This window comes from Glutamicibacter creatinolyticus (genome assembly GCF_006094275.1).
Taxonomy (GTDB): domain Bacteria; phylum Actinomycetota; class Actinomycetes; order Actinomycetales; family Micrococcaceae; genus Glutamicibacter; species Glutamicibacter creatinolyticus.
On record NZ_CP034412.1, the window covers coordinates 170,709 to 190,164 of the forward strand.

23 protein-coding genes are annotated in these 19,456 nt (G+C 64.3%); 17 read left to right on the plus strand and 6 right to left on the minus strand.

Annotation, left to right across the window (positions count from 1 at the left end):
• The first annotated feature begins 142 nt into the window (after positions 1-142).
• Positions 143-1,192, plus strand: a complete 1,050-nt coding sequence (locus GcLGCM259_RS00845; protein WP_138925461.1) for a 3-hydroxyisobutyryl-CoA hydrolase — start codon at positions 143-145, stop codon at positions 1,190-1,192.
• A 7-nt stretch (positions 1,193-1,199) separates the two neighbouring features.
• Entirely contained in the window at positions 1,200-2,096 is an 897-nt protein-coding gene (gene mmsB / locus GcLGCM259_RS00850) for a 3-hydroxyisobutyrate dehydrogenase (RefSeq protein WP_138925462.1), read from the plus strand.
• Positions 2,097-2,108: 12 nt separating this feature from the next.
• On the opposite strand, the gene GcLGCM259_RS00855 is transcribed toward mmsB, so the two are convergent.
• Positions 2,109-2,612: a MarR family winged helix-turn-helix transcriptional regulator gene (locus GcLGCM259_RS00855; protein ID WP_054821581.1), complete on the minus strand. Its 504-nt coding sequence runs from the start codon at positions 2,610-2,612 to the stop codon at positions 2,109-2,111.
• A gap of 72 nt (positions 2,613-2,684) precedes the next feature.
• Here GcLGCM259_RS00855 and GcLGCM259_RS00860 point away from each other — a divergent pair, with 72 nt between their 5' ends.
• Genes GcLGCM259_RS00860 through GcLGCM259_RS00875 form a run of 4 tightly spaced genes read left to right on the plus strand, consistent with a single transcriptional unit; the run spans position 2,685 to position 4,890 of the window.
• The gene (locus tag GcLGCM259_RS00860) at positions 2,685-3,827 is read left to right on the plus strand and encodes an acyl-CoA dehydrogenase family protein (RefSeq protein WP_138925463.1); all 1,143 of its coding nucleotides are present in this window, start codon (positions 2,685-2,687) and stop codon (positions 3,825-3,827) included.
• A gap of 48 nt (positions 3,828-3,875) precedes the next feature.
• Positions 3,876-4,160 (plus strand): hypothetical protein, encoded by a 285-nt coding sequence (locus tag GcLGCM259_RS00865; RefSeq protein WP_138925464.1) that lies wholly within the window; start codon positions 3,876-3,878, stop codon positions 4,158-4,160.
• Positions 4,157-4,594, plus strand: a complete 438-nt coding sequence (locus GcLGCM259_RS00870; protein WP_138174598.1) for a hypothetical protein — start codon at positions 4,157-4,159, stop codon at positions 4,592-4,594. The genes GcLGCM259_RS00865 and GcLGCM259_RS00870 overlap by 4 nt, the downstream gene beginning before the upstream one ends.
• Positions 4,591-4,890, plus strand: a complete 300-nt coding sequence (locus GcLGCM259_RS00875) for a winged helix-turn-helix domain-containing protein (RefSeq protein WP_138925465.1) — start codon at positions 4,591-4,593, stop codon at positions 4,888-4,890. Before GcLGCM259_RS00870 ends, GcLGCM259_RS00875 begins: the two co-directional genes overlap by 4 nt.
• On the opposite strand, the gene nadE is transcribed toward GcLGCM259_RS00875, so the two are convergent.
• Together nadE and GcLGCM259_RS00885 are read right to left on the minus strand one after the other, a co-directional pair.
• Positions 4,887-5,717 carry an NAD(+) synthase gene (gene nadE, locus GcLGCM259_RS00880; protein ID WP_138925466.1) on the minus strand — a complete coding sequence of 277 codons (831 nt, stop codon included), beginning with the start codon at positions 5,715-5,717 and terminating at the stop codon, positions 4,887-4,889. The two genes, GcLGCM259_RS00875 and nadE, sit on opposite strands and share 4 nt — an antisense overlap.
• Positions 5,718-5,726: 9 nt before the next feature.
• The gene (locus GcLGCM259_RS00885) at positions 5,727-6,173 is read right to left on the minus strand and encodes a MarR family winged helix-turn-helix transcriptional regulator (protein ID WP_138925467.1); all 447 of its coding nucleotides are present in this window, start codon (positions 6,171-6,173) and stop codon (positions 5,727-5,729) included.
• Between the two features lie 39 nt (positions 6,174-6,212).
• Here GcLGCM259_RS00885 and pyrE point away from each other — a divergent pair, with 39 nt between their 5' ends.
• A complete protein-coding gene (pyrE, locus tag GcLGCM259_RS00890; RefSeq protein ID WP_138174594.1) occupies positions 6,213-6,770 on the plus strand; it encodes an orotate phosphoribosyltransferase in 558 nt (185 codons plus the stop codon).
• Between the two features lie 229 nt (positions 6,771-6,999).
• Here the strand turns inward: pyrE and GcLGCM259_RS00895 are convergent, their stop codons facing one another.
• Together GcLGCM259_RS00895 and corA are read right to left on the minus strand one after the other, a co-directional pair.
• The gene (locus GcLGCM259_RS00895; protein WP_138174757.1) at positions 7,000-7,833 is read right to left on the minus strand and encodes an HAD-IIA family hydrolase; all 834 of its coding nucleotides are present in this window, start codon (positions 7,831-7,833) and stop codon (positions 7,000-7,002) included.
• A gap of 190 nt (positions 7,834-8,023) precedes the next feature.
• Positions 8,024-9,031, minus strand: coding sequence for a magnesium/cobalt transporter CorA (corA, locus tag GcLGCM259_RS00900; protein WP_138174592.1), 1,008 nt, complete (start codon positions 9,029-9,031; stop codon positions 8,024-8,026).
• A 73-nt stretch (positions 9,032-9,104) separates the two neighbouring features.
• Between corA and GcLGCM259_RS00905 the strand changes: the two genes are divergently transcribed.
• The 10 genes from GcLGCM259_RS00905 to GcLGCM259_RS00950 all read left to right on the plus strand — a co-directional run bounded on the left by GcLGCM259_RS00905 (position 9,105) and on the right by GcLGCM259_RS00950 (position 17,978).
• On the plus strand, positions 9,105-9,779 hold the full coding sequence (locus GcLGCM259_RS00905) for a TrmH family RNA methyltransferase (protein ID WP_391495632.1): 675 nt from the start codon (positions 9,105-9,107) through the stop codon (positions 9,777-9,779).
• Positions 9,780-9,951: 172 nt separating this feature from the next.
• Positions 9,952-11,316: a M23 family metallopeptidase gene (locus tag GcLGCM259_RS00910; RefSeq protein ID WP_175419281.1), complete on the plus strand. Its 1,365-nt coding sequence runs from the start codon at positions 9,952-9,954 to the stop codon at positions 11,314-11,316.
• Between the two features lie 151 nt (positions 11,317-11,467).
• Positions 11,468-12,490: a class II fructose-bisphosphate aldolase gene (gene fbaA, locus GcLGCM259_RS00915; protein ID WP_138174586.1), complete on the plus strand. Its 1,023-nt coding sequence runs from the start codon at positions 11,468-11,470 to the stop codon at positions 12,488-12,490.
• Between the two features lie 2 nt (positions 12,491-12,492).
• Positions 12,493-12,909, plus strand: a complete 417-nt coding sequence (locus GcLGCM259_RS00920) for a DUF3151 domain-containing protein (RefSeq protein WP_138174755.1) — start codon at positions 12,493-12,495, stop codon at positions 12,907-12,909.
• Between the two features lie 241 nt (positions 12,910-13,150).
• Positions 13,151-13,921, plus strand: a complete 771-nt coding sequence (locus tag GcLGCM259_RS00925; RefSeq protein WP_217496547.1) for a hypothetical protein — start codon at positions 13,151-13,153, stop codon at positions 13,919-13,921.
• 185 nt (positions 13,922-14,106) lie between these two features.
• Positions 14,107-14,466: a hypothetical protein gene (locus tag GcLGCM259_RS00930; protein WP_138925470.1), complete on the plus strand. Its 360-nt coding sequence runs from the start codon at positions 14,107-14,109 to the stop codon at positions 14,464-14,466.
• A gap of 334 nt (positions 14,467-14,800) precedes the next feature.
• Positions 14,801-15,202 carry a hypothetical protein gene (locus tag GcLGCM259_RS00935; RefSeq protein WP_138925471.1) on the plus strand — a complete coding sequence of 134 codons (402 nt, stop codon included), beginning with the start codon at positions 14,801-14,803 and terminating at the stop codon, positions 15,200-15,202.
• 469 nt (positions 15,203-15,671) lie between these two features.
• Positions 15,672-16,031 carry a hypothetical protein gene (locus tag GcLGCM259_RS00940; protein WP_138925472.1) on the plus strand — a complete coding sequence of 120 codons (360 nt, stop codon included), beginning with the start codon at positions 15,672-15,674 and terminating at the stop codon, positions 16,029-16,031.
• Positions 16,032-16,482: 451 nt separating this feature from the next.
• On the plus strand, positions 16,483-17,118 hold the full coding sequence (locus GcLGCM259_RS00945; protein WP_138925473.1) for a DUF4956 domain-containing protein: 636 nt from the start codon (positions 16,483-16,485) through the stop codon (positions 17,116-17,118).
• Positions 17,118-17,978 (plus strand): polyphosphate polymerase domain-containing protein, encoded by an 861-nt coding sequence (locus GcLGCM259_RS00950; protein WP_138925474.1) that lies wholly within the window; start codon positions 17,118-17,120, stop codon positions 17,976-17,978. Before GcLGCM259_RS00945 ends, GcLGCM259_RS00950 begins: the two co-directional genes overlap by 1 nt.
• A 29-nt stretch (positions 17,979-18,007) precedes the next feature.
• Here GcLGCM259_RS00950 and mgtE read toward each other — a convergent pair whose 3' ends face one another.
• Positions 18,008-19,363: a magnesium transporter gene (gene mgtE, locus GcLGCM259_RS00955; protein ID WP_246049668.1), complete on the minus strand. Its 1,356-nt coding sequence runs from the start codon at positions 19,361-19,363 to the stop codon at positions 18,008-18,010.
• Between the last annotated feature and the right edge of the window lie 93 nt (positions 19,364-19,456).

The following is a 19,456-nucleotide window of genomic DNA, read 5'->3' on the forward strand; positions in this document are numbered from 1 at the left end:
TTTTTGGCGCGGGAATCCGGGTCGATGAAATCACGGGCTGGCCGCTGCGGCGAGCGAGTTTGGATGGCACCCTTCAAAATACTTGGATGTCCGAGTATATTCGTCAGTAGCATGTGACCTCCCTCACGAGAAGGCCTGATAGATGAGCGATATCCGCATTGAACAGCGCGGCACCCTGGGGCTAATCACCTTGGACCGTCCCCGTGCGCTGAACGCCCTGACGACCGCGATGTGCCAGCAGATGCTCGACGTTTTGCTGGCTTGGCGTGACGATCCGCAGATCCACCAGGTCGCAGTGACCGGGGCCGGGGAGCGCGGGCTGTGTGCCGGTGGGGACATCGTTGCCATCTATCGCGACATTAACGACCGCGACGGGTCCACCGAGGAATTCTGGCGCATTGAATATCAGCTCAATGCGCTGATTGATGAATACCCCAAGCCCTATATCGCCCTCATGGACGGCATTGTTCTGGGCGGGGGCATAGGCATCTCGGCCCACGGTAGCCACCGTGTGGTCACCGAGGCCAGCAAATGCGGCATGCCAGAGGTCTCCATCGGATTCTTTCCCGACGTGGGCGGCACCCACCTACTGGCGCGCGCGCCGCGTTCGGCGGGACGCTACGCGGCGCTGACGGGACAGAGCGTCGGGGCGGCCGACGCGATCGAACTGGGCCTGGCCGACGTGCACGTGGAACAGCGCCTGTTGCCGCAGCTGCTGCGGGAGCTGGAAACCCTGTCGGCGGACCAGGTGCTCAACCAGCACCGCAGTCAGCCGGCCCCCGGGATCCTGTCCGAACCGTGGATCAGGGCGTTTGAGGCCGCGGAACCGGTGGATATCCTCCAGCAGTTGCAGCGGTACCAGGATCCGGCGGCGCAGCGGGCGGCCGCCGCCCTGCAACGGGCCTGCCCCAGCTCGGTGGACCTGGTGTTGGCGTTGCTGCAGGAGGCGGGCAGCGACCTGCGCGAAGACCTGCGCCGGGAATTCCGGGCCGCAGTGCACCGCCTGGACGACCCGGACTTCGGCGAGGGGATCCGTGCCCAGGTGATCGACAAGGACCGCAGCCCACAGTGGGCGGCGCGGGTGGACGGGCTCAGCGCGCAGCAGCGCGTGGCCCGCCACCTGGCGCCCCTGACCGGGCGCGAACTGGATTTCGAGTTGATCGAACATGGCACCGTAAGCGTTAAGGAGTGAAATAGGCATGGACAGCAAACCTCGGATCGGATTTCTCGGGCTGGGCCACATGGGCCTGCCCATGGTGGCAAACCTGCACGCGGCCGGCTACGAGCTCAAGGCCTTCGACGTCATGCCCCAGGCACTTCAAGCGGCCACCGGCCTGGGCATCACCACGGTGCAGGAAGGGGCGCAGGCGGCGCAGGGTGTGGACATCGTGGTTACGATGTTCCCCACCGGTCAGCACGTGCTTGATGCCTACCGCGACTACCTGCTGGAGGCGGCCCCGCCAAATACGCTGTTCCTGGAATGCTCCACCATTGATGTGGCCCAGGCCCGCGAAGCCGCCGAGTTGGCGGTGGCCGGTGGGCACCGCAGCGCCGACGCCCCGGTCTCCGGTGGGGTGGTGGGAGCCGAGGCGGGAACGCTGACCTTCATGCTCGGCGCCGAGGAGGCGGACCTGGACCAGATCCGGCCGGTCCTGGAAGTCATGGGCAAGCGGGTGGTGCACTGTGGCGGGCACGGAGCCGGGCAGGCGGCCAAGGTCTGCAACAACATGCTGCTGGGGATCTCTATGATCGGTGCCGCGGAGGCCTTCGTGCTCGGCGAGCGGCTGGGGCTGAGCCACCAGGCTCTCTTTGACGTCATCTCCTCGGCTTCCGGCCAGTGCTGGTCGGTGACGACCAATTGCCCGGTGCCCGGGCCGGTGCCTTCATCCCCGGCAAACCGGGACTATGCCCCGGGCTTTGCCGCGGCCCTGATGAGCAAGGACCTGGGCCTGGCCGCCAGCGCCGTGCAGCTGACCGACACCGACGCGCACATGGGCGCGCTGGCCACGCAGCTGTACAAGAAGTTCAGCGAGGCCGGGGGAGCGGACAACGACTTCTCGGCCATCATCACGGCAATTCGCGAAGGCTCGCTGTAGCGCCGTGGCACGCTACAGGAAATCGCCGGCCCGGTGCCGGAAGGCGGCCAGGATTTCGAACAGCTGTGTGGCTTCCGCGTGCTGCAGCCCGCTGTTGGCGAAGAGCTGCTGGTTCAGTTCATCGCGTGCCTGCTCCAGGACCGCGCGTCCCTGGCCGGTCAGTTCCAGGAGCCGGGTTCGCCCATCGGTGGGATGGGCCACCCGCCGGACCAGGCCCGCGGCTTCCAGCCGGTCCACGGAGCTGGTCAGGGAGGTGGCATGAACCTGCAGGCGCTGGCTGGCGTGGCTCATTGGCAGCGATCCGCGCGAGGAGAACCCCAGCAGGGCGAGCACCTCGAAGCGCGCGAAGGTCAACCCATGCGGCTTGAGGATCGCGTCGGCACGCTGCAGGAAGATCGAGGCGGTGCGCATCACGGCGGTAATCGCCGCCATGGCGTCGGCCTCCTGGCCCCACCCATGTGAAACCCACTGGCTGCGCGCCTCGGCGATCGGATCGCGTGGTAGCGGATCAGTCATCTCATACCCCTAGGAAAACGGAACTAGTCCAACAATATACTTGGACGTCCAAGGTTTGGAAGGAGACCCCAGATGGACCTTTTGGGAATCGAAACGCAGCTGTCACCGGCAGAACAGGCCCGGCTGCGCGAAGTGCGTGAACTGGTGCAGCAACAGCTGCGGACACAGTCGGTCGAGTACTGGAACAAGGAGGCGTTCCCCGCCGAGCTGGTGCGCACGCTGGGCGCTGCCGGGCTGGGCGGGCTGCAGCTGCAGTCGGGCTCCCAGCTGCTGCGCGGACTGATCCATGCCGAAATCGCCCGGGCCGACATTTCCCTGTCCTCCGTGGTGGGCATCCACAATGAACTGATCGTGGGGATGATCGACTCGCTGGGCTCCCAGGAGCAGAAGGACACCTGGCTGCCCAGGCTCAGCCGGTTCGAGGCCTTTGGCGCCTTTGCCCTGACCGAACCGGAACACGGCTCGGATGTCGCCGGCGGGCTGGGCACCGAGGTGGTGCGCGATGGCCAGGAGTACGTCATCACCGGCTCCAAACGCTGGATCGGGATGGCGACCCTTGCCGACTTCGCCCTGGTTTGGGCCCGCGACCCAGAAAGCGGCGAGGTCGGGGCGTACCTGGTGGAAAGCAGCCGGCCGGGATACCGGGCCAGCAAGATCGAGAACAAGATCGGGTTGCGGATCATGCAGAACGCGGATATCGAATTGGATCAGGTGCGCATCCCGGTGGCGAACAAGCTGCCCGGAGCCACCAGCTTCGCCGCGGCCAATGAACTGCTGATGCAGTCACGCGCCTGGGTGGGCTGGCAGGCGGTCGGGGCGATGATGGCCACCTTGGACATCACCCGGCAGTACAGCCTGCAGCGCGAGCAGTTCGGCAAGCCGATCGCCTCCTTCCAGCTAGTGCAGCAGTCGTTGGCCGAGATCGCCGGTCACCTGACCGTTTGCCTGTCGATGATGCGCGATGTGGCCCTGCGGCAGGAGCAGGGGGAGCTGGAGATGGTGCAGGCGGCCCTGGCCAAGTCCACCGCCACCCGCCTGGCCCGCGAATCGGTGTCTCAGGGCCGGGCGTTGCTGGGTGGAAACGGCGTGGTGAGTGACGGGCACATGGCCAAGGTCTTCTGCGATGTCGAAATCCTGCATACCTATGAGGGGACCTATGAAATCAACTCGCTCATCGTGGGGCGGGCCCTGACCGGGGTGAGCGCGTTCGTCTAGCCCGGGGGCCAGCTGTTTGCTGAAAGTACTTTCCAATACGGAAAGTACTTGTCATGGTGGTGGAAACCAACGGCGACGGCAGGGGAGCACGACATGGGCGGCACCGGCAGCACGATCAGGGGCACAACTCATCGGCAGAACACCCGCGGCAGGGCGGCGATGGCGCTGCGCATCACGCTGGTCCTCGCCGCGACGGTGGTGCTCGGCGCCTTCATAGCCTTCGCCCTGACCGGGGCCCCGGTCTACTTTGTGGCCGGGATGTCCGGATTCGCGGCAGTGGGCGCGGCGGCCAGCGCCGCCCACCAGGTCACCGGCCGCAAGGAGGCGGCATGAGTTTTGGCGAACGGGAGGAAGCGGCCCGGCAGTTGGCCGCCGTGCAGGCTGCCCAGCGGGCCCTGGCCTCGCCACGCCGGGCCGGGGCCCGCCAGATCGGCTGGCTGAGCGTGCTGCTCGGTCTGCTCCTGGGGGCGCTGCACGTACTGCTGCATTTCTTTACCCCGCAGCGAAGCCTGACCAGTTTCTGGGTGCTCTGCGCGGCTGCGGCGGTGGCGATCACCGTTCTGGCGCTCGGGTACCGCCGGCTTCACCGGGTGCTGCCAGCGGGCTTCGGGCGCAGGTACCTGGTTGCCCTGGCCGCCAGCCTGGTGCTGTATGCCGGGCTGCTGGCCCTGATCATGACACCGATGCCGTTGGCCGTGGTGTTGCTGCTCGGCGCCGTGGTGGCCCTGCCGCTGGCGGTGGCCGGAGGGTGGATGATCCGCCAGTGACGCAGCATCCCCGGGCCCGAATGAATGAGGACTTCACCAACCCGGTGCGGCTTTCGCTGATGGTGGCGCTGCAGCAGGTGGACGAAGTCGATTTCAGGACCCTGCGCGAAACCCTGGGGGTCTCGGACTCGGTGCTCTCCCGGCACCTGGCGGCCCTGGAGGAGAAGGGCCACCTGGTGATCCGCAAGGGTTTTGTCGGCAAGCGGCCGCGCACCTGGGCGCACCTGTCAAAAACCGGGCGGCAGAGCCTGGCCGAACATGTCCAGGCCCTGCGGGAAATCACCGGGACGCTCTAGTCCTGGGCACGCCACCAGGTGTCGGCCGGGGTGGCCGGGGTGGTGCGCTTGTGCCGGGACACCAGGTAGCGCCGTTCCAGCAGCTCGGCCGCGGCGGTGTCGATCTGCTTGCCCTCCAGGTAGTCATCGATCTGCTCGTAACGCAGGCCCAGTTCGTCCTCGTCGGTGCGCTGGGGCTGATCATCGAGCAGATCCGCGGTGGGCACCTTGGCCCACAGGGCCTGCGGGGAATCCAACTCGCGCAACAGCGCCTGGTTCTGCCGCTTGTTCAGGCCCGCCAGGGGAACCAGGTCGGCCCCGCCGTCACCGAACTTCGTGTAGAACCCGGTCACCGCCTCGGCAGCGTGGTCGCTGCCCAGGACCAGGAGATGACGGTCCCCGGCCAGGGCGTACTGCACAATCATGCGCATCCGGGCCTTGACGTTGCCGCGGTTGAAGTCCGAGAGCTGCTGGTACCCGGATTCGGTGATGGCCTTGTCCACCCCCATCACCGCGTCGGCGATGTTCACCGTGTAGTCCTCATCCGGACCAATGAAGTCGATGGCCGCCTGGGCGTCCGCCGCGTCCATCTGCACCCTGTGCGGCAGCTGCACCGCAACGAAGGTGGCCTCGGTGCCCTCCGCCCGCAGTTCCTGGACCGCCAGCTGTGCCAGCTTGCCCACCAGGGTGGAGTCCACTCCGCCGGAAATGCCGATGGTGAAGCCCTTGGCGCCGGTCACCTTCAGGTAGTCCTTCAGGAAGCCGACGCGGTTCCGGATTTCCTGTGCCGGGTCGATGTGGGGCTTGACGCCCAGTTCCTTGATGATTTCAGCTTGAAGTTCGCGCATGCCTCCATCCTAGGTGCCGGTCTCGGGGGACGTCTGCGGTTCCCAGCCAAGATTGCGGGCCATCTGCTCCAGTGAGGCCACCGTGGTGGCGTACTGGTCCTCGCTCAGGTTTTCTCCGCACTGTTCGCGAATCTGGTCGACCAGTTCGCTGAGCGTGGACAGGGAGGTGCTGCCGCGTTCGGTGATCGAGAAATATTCGCCCTCGTGGGCGATCCACCCAGACTCCACCAGCTCGGCCAGGTGCTCACTCACGCTGGGCGGTTCATCGGCCGAGGCGAAATAGGGGGCCAGCGCATCGATCAGGGAGCGTTCGGTGGCGGGGTGTTGTTCGAGCATGTTCAGTACCTGCCATTGGCGCCGGGTCACGCCATGTTCATCGAGAGTCGCTGCGAAGTGCTCGTCAATCAGCGAATCAACCAATTTCAACCAGAAACCCAGTGGGCGAGTCGCGTTCATGGCATCAGCCTAAACCGGATGCCGACTAGAATCGAGGGCATGAGCAAAACCAGCGCCCGCGAGCGACTCAAAGAACTTATCCAGGAACTTGCCATCGTCAGGGGCAAGGTGACTCTCTCCTCCGGCAAGGAAGCCGACTACTACATCGATCTGCGCCGCATCACCCTGCACCATGAGGCATCAGGTTTGGTTGGCCAGGTCATGCTGGAGATGCTGGATGTGGCCAAGCTGGAATTCTCCAACGTGGGCGGGCTGACCATGGGCGCGGACCCGGTCGGCACCGCGATCATGCACAGCGCTCGCGCCGCACACCGCAACATCGACGCTTTTGTGGTGCGCAAGGCCCAGAAGTCCTATGGGATGGGCCGCCAGGTTGAAGGCCCGAGCATCGAGGGCAAGAACGTGGTCGTCCTGGAGGACACCTCCACCACCGGCGGCTCGGCATTGACCGCCGTTGAGGGCGTGCGCAAGGCCGGGGGCAACGTGGTCGCCGTCGCCGTGCTGGTTGACCGGGACACCGGGGCCAAGGAGCGCATCGAGGCTGAAGCCGAGGTGCCGTATCTGTTCGTTTACGGCAAGGACGAGCTGGGTCTCTGATCCCCGCCGGTTTCCTCCGCACATCCCGGGCCAATTGCCCATGATGTGCGGAGTCGTCGTTTAAGCGCCGGTGCATCTGCGGCGGGCCGTGCTGCTTGGCGAGCACGGTCTGCGCCGTGGCGCGCCGGAGGCGGAGCGCACCGGCCGGGGGCAGGCCCCCACCCACACCGGGGAGCGGGGACCTCAGATGGGTGCTCGTTGCCCGGCCCCGCTTTGGGGCAGTGAGGTGCTACTTGGCTTGGGGAAGGTCCTCATCCTGTACGGCGTCCGTCCCGGACACGACGGGCGGGACATCGGCCGCGGCCTCCGGATGTGGTCCTTCCTTCAGCTGCTGCTGCAGCTCGGCCACGGAACCGGCCATCAGATCCGGCCGGAACGGGAAGGAGGCCACATCGGACTTGGAGGTGATTCCGGTGTGGACCAGGATGGTCAGTAGCCCCGCTTCCATACCGGCCACGATATCGGTGTCCATCCGGTCCCCGATCATGGCGGTGGTTTCCGAGTGCGCGTCTATCCGGTTCAGGGCGGAGCGGAACATCATGGGATTGGGCTTGCCCACCACGTACGGGTCGCGGTTGGTGGCCCGGGTGATTAAAGCGGCCACGGCGCCGGTCGCCGGCAACAGGCCCTCGGGGGAGGGGCCGGTGGCATCCGGGTTGGTGGCAATGAAGCTGGCTCCCGCCTCGATCAGCCGGATGGCCTTGGTGATGGCTTCGAAGGAGTAGGTGCGGGTCTCGCCCAGCACCACGTAGTCCGGTGCCACATCGGTGAGGATGAAACCGGCGTCGTGCAGGGCCGTGGTCAGCCCGGCTTCACCGATCACGAAGGCCCTTCCGCCGGGACGTTGGCGGGAGAGGAATTCCGCCGTGGCCAGAGCCGAGGTCCAGATGTTTTCCTCGGGCACGTCCAGTCCGCTGGACAGCAGACGGGCGCGCAGATCCCGCGGGGTGTAGATCGAGTTGTTGGTCAGGACCAAAAACGGCATGTCATTGGCGCGCCAGTAGTCGATGAGGTCCGAGGCGCCGGGGATCGCCTGGTCCTCATGGACCAGCACCCCGTCCATATCGGTCAGCCAGCTGTTGATGTCGTGGATGGTGCGTTTTGCCCGCTGTAGCTTGGACACGATGCCAAGGTCCTTTCGTTGGATGGAACCGGCGGAACCAGTCGTCGTTGAGCGGCTTCCCTCTTAGGTACAGATTACACAGCCGCGCACGGAGCCCCGCCGTGCCCTCAGAGGACCGTGCGGAAGATGCTCAAAGCCATTTGTTCTTCTTGAACACCAGATACAGTCCCAGCGCGGCGGCCACCATGAGCCCCAGCGCGTAGGGGTAGCCGAAACTCCATTCCAGCTCCGGCATGATCTCGAAGTTCATGCCGTAGATGGCACCGATCAGGCTGGGGGTGAACAAGATGGCGGCCCACGAAGAAATCCGCTTCATCTGCTCATTCTGGGCCAGACCCGTTTCGGTCGCCCGCTGTGAGGCCAGGGTCGCCGACAGGGACAGGGCGTTGGAGAGCAGGGCGCGGAAGGACTCCACCCGCTCGGCGCAGCGAATCGCGTGGTCGATGACGTCCACCAGGTTGGCGTCCAGGCTCTTGGCCTCATCCCGATCCATGCCCGTGCGCCGCACCAGCCGGCGCAGCTGCTCCAGGACCTCGGGCAGCGGGGCCACGGCGCGCTGGAAGTCGATCACCTCGCGGGACAGCTCATAAATGCGCCGCGAGACGTCCAGGTTGCCCTGGAAAAGCTGTTCATCGATCTCGTCGATGTCATTTTGCAGCCCGTCGATCACCGGGAAGTACTCGTCGATCACCTGGTCGATGATGGCGTACAACACCGCCGCCGGGCCGCTGGCCAGCAGCTGTGGGGACTGCTGCAGGTGCCGGCGCACGGTGGCCAGCCGCGGGGACTCGGCGTGGCGCACGGTCACCACGAAGTCGTCGCCCGCGTAGATGTGAACCTCCCCGAACTCCACCTCCTCGACGTCATCGAGGTAGCGTGCCGGGCGCAGCACCATAAACAGATGGCCCTCGTAGCGATCCAGCTTCGGGCGCTGGTGGCCCTTCAGGGTGTCTTCCACGGCCAGTGAATGCAGGGAGAATTGCTCGCTGACCACCTGAAGCTCCTGTTCGGTGGGTCGGTACAGGCCGATCCACCCCATGCCGCCGGTGCGTCGCATCACTTCAAAGGTCTGGTCCAGGTCCTGCGGATGGGCCACGGCCTTGCCCGCCACGTAGATGACGTTGTCGATCACTGTCACCGGTTACCACCCGTTCGTTCCATGGACAGAAAGAATCCCATGACCTACTACCCTAGTAAGAGTGAGTCAAGAAGTGCATGATCCCTCCCGCGAGTCGACCGCCCAAGGTGAGGCTGCAGGCCAAGACACGGCGCAGAGCGAGGTCGGTGTCGGCCCCTGGCAGGGCCCCTGGCCGCAGGATGAGCGGCTGGATCCGCAACTGCTGGAGCACGGGGACCGGCGCAACGTGGCCGACAAGTACCGCTACTGGTCCATGGAGGCGATCGTCGCCGACCTGGATGAACGCCGCCATGACTTCCACATCGCCATCGAGAACTGGCAGCATGACATGAACATCGGCACCGTGGTGCGCACCGCGAACGCGTTCCTGGCCAAGGAAGTGCACATTATTGGCCGCCGCCGCTGGAACCGGCGCGGTGCCATGGTCACCGATCGGTACCAGCACGTGCGTCACCATCCCACCGTTGAGGACTTTGTCCAATGGGCCCAGGGCGAGGGCCTGGCGGTCATTGGGGTGGACATCTTCCCGGACTCGGTGCCGCTGGAAACCTATGAGTTGCCGCGCCGCTGCGTGCTGGTCTTTGGCCAGGAAGGGCCCGGACTGAGCGATGAGGTGCACGCCGCAGCCGAGGCCACCTTGTCCATTGAGCAGTTTGGCTCCACCCGCTCCATCAACGCAGCCTCCGCGGCCGGTATTGCCATGCATGCCTGGATCCGCAGACACGTGTTTAACCAGCAGGTCGGCTAGCCGCCACTCCAAAACTCCCCTACTTTTTACTCAAGCGCCTTTATTAGTCGCGCGGGAGTGCCTAGGCTTGGAAGTGTTCGTCCTCGGGGGAAAGCGGGCACTTGTGAAACGGCGTCATCAGGTTAATCGCGAGCTCTTGCTGCCCACGCGCACACGCGGCGCGCGCCGTGCCGTGAAAGTGTCCTTAACCGGACTGGCGGCAGCTGGCCTGAGCGCGGCCCTGGCCTTCCCGCTGGTGGCCCAGGGCACCGAGGACCGTCAGGGCAACATCCCGGTTGCGATCGATGCGATCGGCGACCCGAACTTCTTTGCCGGTGATGTTGTCGTCGACCAGTACGCGCCGCTGGCGGTATTCGGTGGATCGGGCAAAGTGGTGGCCATCGATGGCCGGCCGGTGGAGATGCTGAAGGGCGCCGCCCCGCACACAGCGGCACCGGACCGGGATTCCCCCAGGGCGCCGCTGCTGGCCGGGCAGGTGGGGCAGCTGGGTGTGCTGCCCGGCAGCCTGCAGCTCATGCACCCGGTCACGACACGCAACATTTCCAGCCCCTACGGGTGGCGCAAGAATCCCACGGGTCCCGGCAACCAGATCCACATCGGCCAGGACTATCCCATCGCCTGCGGTTCGCCGGTCTATGCCGCCGAAGCCGGCCGCGTGGTCGTCTCCGGTTGGCGCGGCCATTCGGGCAATCGGGTGACCATCGACCACGGGAACAATGTGCACACCGGCTACAGCCACAACTCCCGCCTGCTGGTGGGGATCGGGGACGAGGTCGAACAGGGTCAGCTGATCGCCCGCAGCGGAACCACCGGCAACTCCACCGGATGCCATGTGCACTTTGAGGTCATTGTGGATGGGCGCTGGCACGACCCGCGCAACTACCTGCCGGGCATCCCCGGGCAGCGTCAGGCCATGATCGACTCGCGGCGGCTGACCGTGAAGTCCCCGACCCTGCCCGGCGGCGGCCAGCAACGTGAGGAACCGACCCCGCCGGCCGCGGCGCCGGATCCGGATGTGGTGGTGCCGGAGGATGACACCCCGGTGGTTCCCCAACCCAAGCCCAGCAAGCGGCCCAGCTCAGCACCGCCCACCCGCCCGGCAGCGGAACCTTCCCAGTCCTCAACGCGCCCGGATAAGCCGCACAGCTCACCCACACCGAGCACATCGCGTCCCGCACCCCCGAGCTCGACCTCGCCGAGCCCGGAGGAGAGCAGCACCCCACCGAGCGCCGAAGGCTCCAGCCCGTCCTCGACGGTACCGACAGCGTCGCCAACGCCCACCGATTCCACACCCCCGGAAACCACGCGAAGCCCGCAAAGCGAACCTTCTGAGTCCACCAACGCGCACAGCCGGAGCGCCCCGCACACCGAGTCCCCGGATCGCGAACCCACCCACAGCGCGCCGGCCCAGCAATGTGAAGAATCAAGCGCCTCGGTCCTTGAATCGCTGGTTCCCTCCGACAGCGCCTCGCCCTTCGAGCGGTCGACGCCGCCCACGCATGGCTCCCACGGGCCCAGCGGCCCCACCGCCTGCTAGGTCAACCGGTGGGCCCGGCGCCCGGTGACCGGCGTAACTGGCGCGTCACTTACCGTGGCCTTCTGATGCCAACCCAGCGAGGAAGCTAGGATGGAAACGAATTGTCGTCGAGGATGACGGGTTATCCCCGCTCAATCACCAGGAGTGAAGCATGCCTATCGCAACCCCGGATAAATACAACGCCATGATCGACGCTGCCAAGGCAGGGGGATACGCCTTCCCCGCCGTCAACGTCACCAGCTCCCAGACCCTGAACGCGGCCATCCGCGGCTTCGCCGAAGCCGAGTCCGACGGCATCATCCAGGTTTCCACCGGTGGCGCCGCCTACTTCTCCGGCGCTTCGGTCAAGGACATGACCGCAGGCTCCCTGGGCTTTGTGGCCTTCGCCCGGGAAGTCGCCAAGAACTACGGGGTCAACATCGCCCTGCACACCGACCACTGCCCGAAGGACAAGCTGGATTCCTTCGTGCTGCCGCTGCTGGCCGCCTCGGAGGCCGAGGTCAAGGCCGGACGTGACCCCTTCTTCAACTCGCACATGTGGGACGGCTCCGCCGAGACCCTGGACGAGAACCTGCGCATCGCGGCCGAACTGCTGCAGCGCACCTCCGCCGCCAAGCAGATCCTGGAAGTTGAGATCGGCGTCGTGGGCGGCGAGGAGGACGGCGTGGAAAACGCCATCAACGACAAGCTGTACTCGACCGTTGAGGATGCCATGGCCACCATCCAGGCCCTGGGCACCGGCGAACAGGGCCGCTACATCACCGCCCTGACCTTCGGCAACGTCCACGGTGTGTACAAGCCCGGCGGCGTGAAGCTGCGCCCGGAAATCCTGAAGGACATCCAGGCCCAGGTTGGCTCGAAGGTCGGCAAGGACAACCCCTTCGACCTCGTCTTCCACGGTGGCTCGGGCTCCTCCGAGCAGGAAATCGCTGATGCGGTGTCCTACGGCGTGATCAAGATGAATATTGACACCGACACCCAGTACGCGTTCACCCGCCCCGTGGCCGGACACATGTTCACCAACTACGATGGCGTGCTGAAGGTTGACGGGGAAGTCGGCAACAAGAAGACCTACGACCCGCGCGTCTGGGGCGCCAAGGCCGAGGAGTCCATGGCCGCCCGCGTGGTTGAAGCCGCGCAGCAGCTGGGTTCGGCCGGGAAGGCCCTGAAGTAATGATGATTGGCAAGAACCTGCTGGGCATCCCCGAAACCCTGCTGCCGGAGGAGACCGAGGTTCTTGAGCGGCTGCAGGCCGGCGATGAGCCGGTGGATGTTGCCGCCAAGTACCCCGCCTCCTCACTGGCTTGGGCACTGCTATCCAACGAGGCCCACGACGAGGGGCGGGCGGTGGAGTCCTACGCATACGCGCGGGTCGGGTACCACCGCGGCCTGGATGCCCTGCGGCGAGCCGGTTGGAAGGGCCAGGGCCCGGTGCCGTGGCGTCACGAACCGAACCGCGGCTTCCTGCGCTCGCTCTATGCCCTGGGGCGTGCCGCCGCCGCCATCGGTGAAAGCGAAGAGGTGCAGCGCATCTCGGACTTCCTGAACGATTCGGACCCCAACGCGAAGGCCGCCATCGAGGCCGGCGAGTAATCCGAGTAGCACCATCCGCGCCGTTGCCCGGTCCGATCCCGCATCGGTCCGGGCATTCGTGCGCTCAAACGCGCCGGACGGCGGGGAGGGGAAAATCATGAGCAACCCAAAATTCCGGGTTCGCCGAATACTGATTCCGGACTGGCATACGTCAGTTGCGGGGGTTTACGAAGTCGAGGCGACTCCTCGCGGTGCTTCGATCCCAGCCTTTAGGCTCCGTACTCGTTTTCCCGTGGATGTCATGAGCGCCAGTCGACAACCCGGCAGCTTACTTGCCCAGACGAACCAGATTGAACCTCGTTTGGCGTCCAGCATCGTTCAAGAAGCTGACCGCGCGGCGGGAAAGCGAGGTATTCTCTGGGCTAAGTTTGCGAAGACCGAGGAACCCGGACCCTGGTGCGGTTCGGAGAAGGATCATACTGAACCGGAATGGCCAGTATCTTCAGCACAGGAACGAATGGTCCTGATGCAGTGTCAGTGGATGGCCGAGTGGTTCAGTCGCAAAATGGGTCAGCCCGCCCTCCACGAGACATATTCACTGCTCAGTCGCGGAACTCCAGGTCCTGCTCTTGAACAGCTCCTTGCGACGGTTCGGAGAGGGGGAACTCCTGTTCCGCGTCGTTATGCGAACACCTTCGAGCGTCTGGCTCTAGTGTGTGGTCTACCCGACGATGTGGCCACATCGATCTGGTCATTTGTGTCGCCAACAGATGGTGTGAACTTCTGGTCGGAGCTTTTGCCATTACCAAGAATTAGAGTTTGTTGGGTGCCCGAAGTGGAGGATGAGTTGGTGGAAATTGAATTTACGCCGATTGGATCCTCGGAACCAGAATGGGTCGAGACGAAAAAGTTTCCGACCGGGTGGGTGCCGGGGCCCAGCGAAGCGAGAGAGGTCCTTAACGACCTGCTAGATCGAGACTTCGCAAAGAGCCTTACGGATCTCATCGAAGACGAGCAGTATGCTCCAGCGCACCGCTGGCTGTCGCTATTCCGACAAGACGAATTGGAATGACAACAACTGGGAGCGGGGTTGTCGTTCAATAGTCCGACGGATCGTCGGACACGGAAGGGTTGCCCGAGATTCTGGGTGTAGGCATTTCTGAAACATGACCGCCAAGAAAGGAACCTAATTTATCTTGGCGGTACGAATCAGCCATACCTCCCGAACCCATGGAACCGAGGAGCGATCATTGATACATGGTAGTTGAACTAGAACACGAAGCGTTCGGGCAGGTTGCGGATCAGTTGCGTGAACTAGCCGCCTACGTGGAACACGAGCGTCTCATTGCTGCGGCCCAAACCTTCAGGGCGTTCGCCAGTGAACTTGAGGAGGAAGTCCTGCCCGATCGACTGCGGCAGATCGCCAGCGAACTGCAGGAGGCGCTTCGAGCCGGTCCCATGAGTATCAGCGATCACCCGATAACGAATTCAAGCGGGGAAGTGGATCCCCAAGCCGCGGCACGATTCGATGCGCTCATCGAGCAACTGCGTAAATTCGCGCGACAGACCAGTCGCCGACCCAGCATGTTCGGCTTGCTGGGCAAGCGAAAACGATAGGCAGTTCGTCAAGGTGCCGTTCACATTGAATTGAATGCCAATCGGCGGTCAGGCAAGTGACGGCGCACCGGCACCCACCGATTTGGACGAAAAATCGGGCTGCGCGCGGAGATTATGAGCAGATGGATGCCTAGAAAGATAAGTGTTCCTGAGGATCCATGGCAGCAAGTTGAAGCGGCTGGCGGAACAGGTAGGGCGCCGCTTGACGACGGTCGATCGTCAGCTTGACGCTACCTCTGGAAGCTACAAACACGGTGGTTTGCATGGAGATTGCAACAGTGAGCATCGAATCGCCGTTCGAGGAAGATGACTGTAATGGAAGTTGGTGGAGACAATGATCGAGAAAGCTGAGCGCAAACCGCGTTATGCCAAGGGGGCCGACGCCGTGTCCTGGGCTGTTGCCATCGCCGCGCCATTCTCGGCAGTTGCGTTGTCTCTGTTCTTCGTGGGGGTGGGTGTGCTTCCACTGCTTTTGCTGGGAGTAGCCGTAGGAGTGCTGTGTGGATCTGCGATGTACTATTTTCTCCGTCCAAATCTGGCTGGTGTGGCGCTTTCACTAGTGGTCTTCGCCAGCGTTGCGCTGCTTGGCCTGACCGAGAGCCGATGGCTGGGTTTGTGGCCAACGGAATTGGTGAGTGCGGTGTCCGGGGCCATTATTGGGGCACACTTCAGGTTCCTGGCGGATCGGCGCTATTCGAGAATCGGCAATGTGTCGCGTCGTGAGGGAAGAGTTTGAAGAACGCTCGGTCCAGGGTCCGCCGAATTAATAATGGCGCCCGCAATTTTCGTCGCGGTGCGTTGTATAACGTCGAGGCAATCCCGCCGGCGCGGTTATGTCAGCTTTCCGTGGAGGGGCAAGTAGCTCCCCAATAACTCATGAGCGAAATCTGTAGACATCGGCGCATGGACTCCAATCTTTACTAGTCGACGTGATGTTGTTGGTTCAACAAGCCGATCGAACCCGCTGGAAAGGCGGTGCCGGGCGCCGGGACAAGTGGCAGTCGCTATTCAGGGGGGACGTGATCTAGAGCCAATCACGGTCATGTCTTTGAAGGCGGGTTCAGGCTGACGACCCCAAGACATGCCAGACATATCGCGCCGCAAACCGGATTTAAGGGATCATGCTAGTTGCGGGACGCGAACCAAACAGGAAAACCGAATTCTCGGCGACTCGGCGACTCGGCGACAGGGGAGCTCATAGGAAAATGGCCGCTCAATTAGACGGAGCATCACGCCAGGAGTTAGCAGGCAAGCTTCAACGGCTTGCGAGGTACCTTGAGGGAATGTGGCAACCAGAAATTGCCCAGAAGTACGAAAAGGCTGCACTTGAACTTGAGCGCGGTGTCACGCCACAACGGCTATATCAAATCTGCAAGACGGTTTTGGCCACGGTCACCGGACACCATGATGGTCTGTTGGTAATTTACGTTCAAAAATCTGACGGATCACCGGACTCCAGAGAAACTGAAAAATATAATGTTTTACTCAAAGAAGTTCGAGCTTTCGCGCGCCGAACCGTTATTGTTGCTAGATTCCATTGGGCTGCCCGTGGATTCCGGTGGTAGGCATTAAAAGGTCATCTGACGCACTGTATCTAATGAAATAGGCGACCGTACTCCTCGGGGCGAAGTGCGGAAGGACTACGCACTGGGGGGCGTAGGTCGAATCTTCCGACGGGTGCATCGGGCAGATCTGGCTCCTGAAAGGGGCACCGCAACCTGGTGAGCTGCCTGGTTCAGCGATCTAGTTGATAAGAAGACGCTGGAGTTGGTCTATCTTCTGATCGCTTCCGGAGGCACCCGATCCGCCCTTGACCCCTCGTGCGCCGGGGCCGCTTGCTCTCTCGGGCGATTGATGCGGGTTTTTCAGGGCTTCCACTGGTAGCGCCGGACCGTCAGTTGTTGTCATGCATCCCATGACGCACATGAGAGTCTTCTCATCGGCTTCTCTTATTTCCTTCATTTGGCCTTCCTACTCTTGAAACAAGAGATGAACTTCCGGTGAAAGGTAAATGAAATGTTGTCATTCTGGATGGCGCTGGCGGCCAATGTTCTTGGCATGACGGTGCTGGTTTACTTCGTGTACTTCCGTCGGCACTTCCGCCGCGACCTCGTGCTGGCCTACATTGCCCTGAGCATGGGCATCTTCGCGGTCACCCTGCTGCTCTCAGGCAGCGGCGCAGGGATGGGCCTCGGCTTGGGGCTGTTCGGCATCCTGTCGATCATTCGTCTGCGCTCGGACACGCTGACCCAGGAGGAAGTGGCCTACTACTTCATTTCCCTGGCCATTGGTCTGGTCAACGGCCTGCACCCCGATCCGGCCTGGTTCTCCCCGGCGGTGACCGCCGCCCTGGTGCTGGTCATGTTCCTGGCCGATCACCCGGGTTTCGCCCCGCGCACCCAGCGCCAGACCGTCACCCTGGAACGCGCCTACCCGCGCAATGAGGACCTGGTCGCGGCACTGGAGGAACTGCTGGGAGCCAAGGTGCTGCGCACCGTGGTGACCGAGCTGGACATGGTCCGGGATCTGACCATCGTTGACGTCCGCTTCCGGGTGACCCCGTCCACCGGCACCAAGGACTTCCACGGCACCTACGAGCTGGCCAATGTCCCCTCCCAGGTTCCCGGCGGCAAGCAGGAGACGTGGTCCTAATGACTGCGGCATCACAAGACGTCCACGCGGCGGGCACCGGGCATACCGGACGCGCCCGCCAGGCGTTGGAGGAAGCCGTCGCCCGCCGGGCCCCGATCCAGCTGGAGGAGGTGATCCGCGAAGCGGCCCTGCAGACCCGGGTGGACCGCAAGTTCCTGTTGACTCCCGAGCAGTTCACCGCCATGGTGCAGAAGCTGGGGAAGGACTTCAGGATCATGCAGATCGAGGGACTGCGCACCTTCCGCTACGAGTCGGTGTACTTCGACACCGCCGATTTTGAGCAGTACCGTGCCCACCGGCAGGGTCGGCGCCGGCGCTACAAGGTTCGCAGCCGCACCTACGTGGACACCGGGTTGTCGATGTTTGAAATCAAGACAAAGGGCCTGCGCGGCAACACGGTCAAGCACCGCATCGAGCAGGACCCTGCCGACTGCGGGCGGCTCACCGAACGCAGCATGCGCTTCCTGGACGAGGTGATTGCCCGTGAGTACGGCGAACAGGTGCCGGATTTGCGCCCGGTGCTGGACAGCTCCTATGTGCGGGCCACCTTCGTGAACCCGCTGGATGGGGAGCGGGTCACCTGCGACGTGGAGCTGGCCTATTCCAATGGCCGCGAACAGGTGGACGGCCCGGATCTGGTCGTCGTGGAGACCAAGTCCGCGGACGGGCGGGGGGTCTCGGACCGGGCCCTGGCGGAGCTGGGCATCCGGCCGGAGAGCATGAGTAAGTACTGCATCGGCGTGGCACTGCTGAACCCGCAGCTGCCGGCCAACCGCTGGAGCCGGCTGCTGAAGCAGCGGTTCAGCGTCCCGCGCGGTTCCCGGGGGCCGGGACGCCGGATCCCCAAGACCCGTCCGTAGCCCGTGGCGGCGCCCCGGCGGTCCTGGGACTAGTTCAGGCCCAGGACCGCGGTGGCGATGGAAAAGTAGATCAACAGGCCCGTGGCATCGCAGAAGGTCGAGATGAACGGGTTGGAGAACACCGCCGGGTCGGCGCCGATCTTCTTGGCCAGCAGGGGCATCACCCCTCCAACGCAGGCGGCCATGACACAGATGGAGAGCAGGGTCAGTCCGATCACCGCGCCGATGTCCATTCCGTAGACCAGTGAGGCCACCGCGAACCCCAGGGATCCAAGGGCCGCACCGAGAATGGTGCCCACCCGCAGTTCCCGCCAGATCACCCGCGGCAAATCTCGCAGCCGCACGTCTCCGACGGCCAGCGCCCGGGTGACCGTGGTGGCCGCCTGGTTGCCGGTGTTCCCGCCGGTGCCCGTGAGCAGCGGGATGAACAGGGCCAGCGCCACCACCTGGTCCAGGCGGTCCTCGAAGATTTCCAGCACCTGCACCGTGAGCACCGCGGAGAGGGCCAGCACGACCAGCCAGACGATGCGGCTGCGCACAATGCGCAGGACCGAGGTGCTCAGGTAGGAGCGCGAGATCAGCTCCGAGCTGCCCGAACGTGCGGCGCTGCGCGCGGCGGCCTCATCGAGGATCGCCGAGGCGTCATCGTTGGTCAGCATCCCCACCAGGCGTCCGTCGGCATCGGTGATCGGCATCGCCACCAGCTTGTGCTTCATGAACCTTCGGGCGACCTCCCGGCGGTCTTCATCGGCCCGCGCGCTGATCGGCACATCGCTGATCTGCGCCAGCCGATCCCCGGGTTCGGCCCCCAAGAGGTAGCGGATCCCGATCACTCCGGTCAGTTTCCGGTCCTGGTCAATCACCGGCAGCAGGTAGACGGTCTCCGGTTCGCGGATCCGCGAGCGCAGGTACTCCAGCGCCTGCCCGGCGGTGAAGTTCTCATCCAGGCCCAGCACGGCCGGGGACATGTAGCGGCCGATCGCGGTGCGGGGGTAGCCAAGCACCAGTGCGGTCATCTGGCGCTGGTCGGCGCTGAGCGAGGTGAGCAGCTCCTCCCGCACGGCGGCGGGCAGCTCATCGAGCAGGGAGGCCCGGTCATCCGGGGCCAACGCCTCCACCAGGGAGTTGATGTCCTGGCCCTGCAGCACCGAGAGCAGCTTGCCCTGGTAGGCCGGGGCCAGGTCCTGGAACACCCGCAGCCGGGTCTCGGCGTCCAGCGCCTGGAACAGTTCGGCGCTTTCGGTGGGGGAGGTGGCCTGGATGAGATAGGACAGCTCGTCCACCGACAGCTGCCGGGCGTGGTCGGCCACGCTGACCAGCGGGCCCTGCCCGCCCGGTCCGTTGCGCAGCGTCCGCTCGATTTGCTTCATGATCTGTGTTGACACGCTGCGCTCCCGTGATCCCGCTCTGCCTGGTATCCGGTTCGGGCGGGCGCCGCGAACCCTCACCAGCACCGTAGCCACCGGCCGCGCCGCTTA

What these genes read in the sequence shown, in the direction of transcription:
- GcLGCM259_RS00845 (WP_138925461.1), top strand. Translation starts at nt 143, where the DNA reads ATGAGCGATATCCGCATTGAACAGCGCGGCACCCTGGGGCTAATCACC.
- mmsB (WP_138925462.1), top strand. Translation starts at nt 1,200, where the DNA reads ATGGACAGCAAACCTCGGATCGGATTTCTCGGGCTGGGCCACATGGGC.
- GcLGCM259_RS00855 (WP_054821581.1), bottom strand. Translation starts at nt 2,612, where the DNA reads ATGACTGATCCGCTACCACGCGATCCGATCGCCGAGGCGCGCAGCCAG.
- GcLGCM259_RS00860 (WP_138925463.1), top strand. Translation starts at nt 2,685, where the DNA reads ATGGACCTTTTGGGAATCGAAACGCAGCTGTCACCGGCAGAACAGGCC.
- GcLGCM259_RS00870 (WP_138174598.1), top strand. Translation starts at nt 4,157, where the DNA reads ATGAGTTTTGGCGAACGGGAGGAAGCGGCCCGGCAGTTGGCCGCCGTG.
- nadE (WP_138925466.1), bottom strand. Translation starts at nt 5,717, where the DNA reads ATGCGCGAACTTCAAGCTGAAATCATCAAGGAACTGGGCGTCAAGCCC.
- GcLGCM259_RS00885 (WP_138925467.1), bottom strand. Translation starts at nt 6,173, where the DNA reads ATGAACGCGACTCGCCCACTGGGTTTCTGGTTGAAATTGGTTGATTCG.
- pyrE (WP_138174594.1), top strand. Translation starts at nt 6,213, where the DNA reads ATGAGCAAAACCAGCGCCCGCGAGCGACTCAAAGAACTTATCCAGGAA.
- GcLGCM259_RS00895 (WP_138174757.1), bottom strand. Translation starts at nt 7,833, where the DNA reads ATGGACGGGGTGCTGGTCCATGAGGACCAGGCGATCCCCGGCGCCTCG.
- fbaA (WP_138174586.1), top strand. Translation starts at nt 11,468, where the DNA reads ATGCCTATCGCAACCCCGGATAAATACAACGCCATGATCGACGCTGCC.
- GcLGCM259_RS00920 (WP_138174755.1), top strand. Translation starts at nt 12,493, where the DNA reads ATGATTGGCAAGAACCTGCTGGGCATCCCCGAAACCCTGCTGCCGGAG.
- GcLGCM259_RS00925 (WP_217496547.1), top strand. Translation starts at nt 13,151, where the DNA reads ATGAGCGCCAGTCGACAACCCGGCAGCTTACTTGCCCAGACGAACCAG.
- GcLGCM259_RS00930 (WP_138925470.1), top strand. Translation starts at nt 14,107, where the DNA reads ATGGTAGTTGAACTAGAACACGAAGCGTTCGGGCAGGTTGCGGATCAG.
- GcLGCM259_RS00935 (WP_138925471.1), top strand. Translation starts at nt 14,801, where the DNA reads ATGATCGAGAAAGCTGAGCGCAAACCGCGTTATGCCAAGGGGGCCGAC.
- GcLGCM259_RS00940 (WP_138925472.1), top strand. Translation starts at nt 15,672, where the DNA reads ATGGCCGCTCAATTAGACGGAGCATCACGCCAGGAGTTAGCAGGCAAG.
- GcLGCM259_RS00945 (WP_138925473.1), top strand. Translation starts at nt 16,483, where the DNA reads ATGTTGTCATTCTGGATGGCGCTGGCGGCCAATGTTCTTGGCATGACG.
- GcLGCM259_RS00950 (WP_138925474.1), top strand. Translation starts at nt 17,118, where the DNA reads ATGACTGCGGCATCACAAGACGTCCACGCGGCGGGCACCGGGCATACC.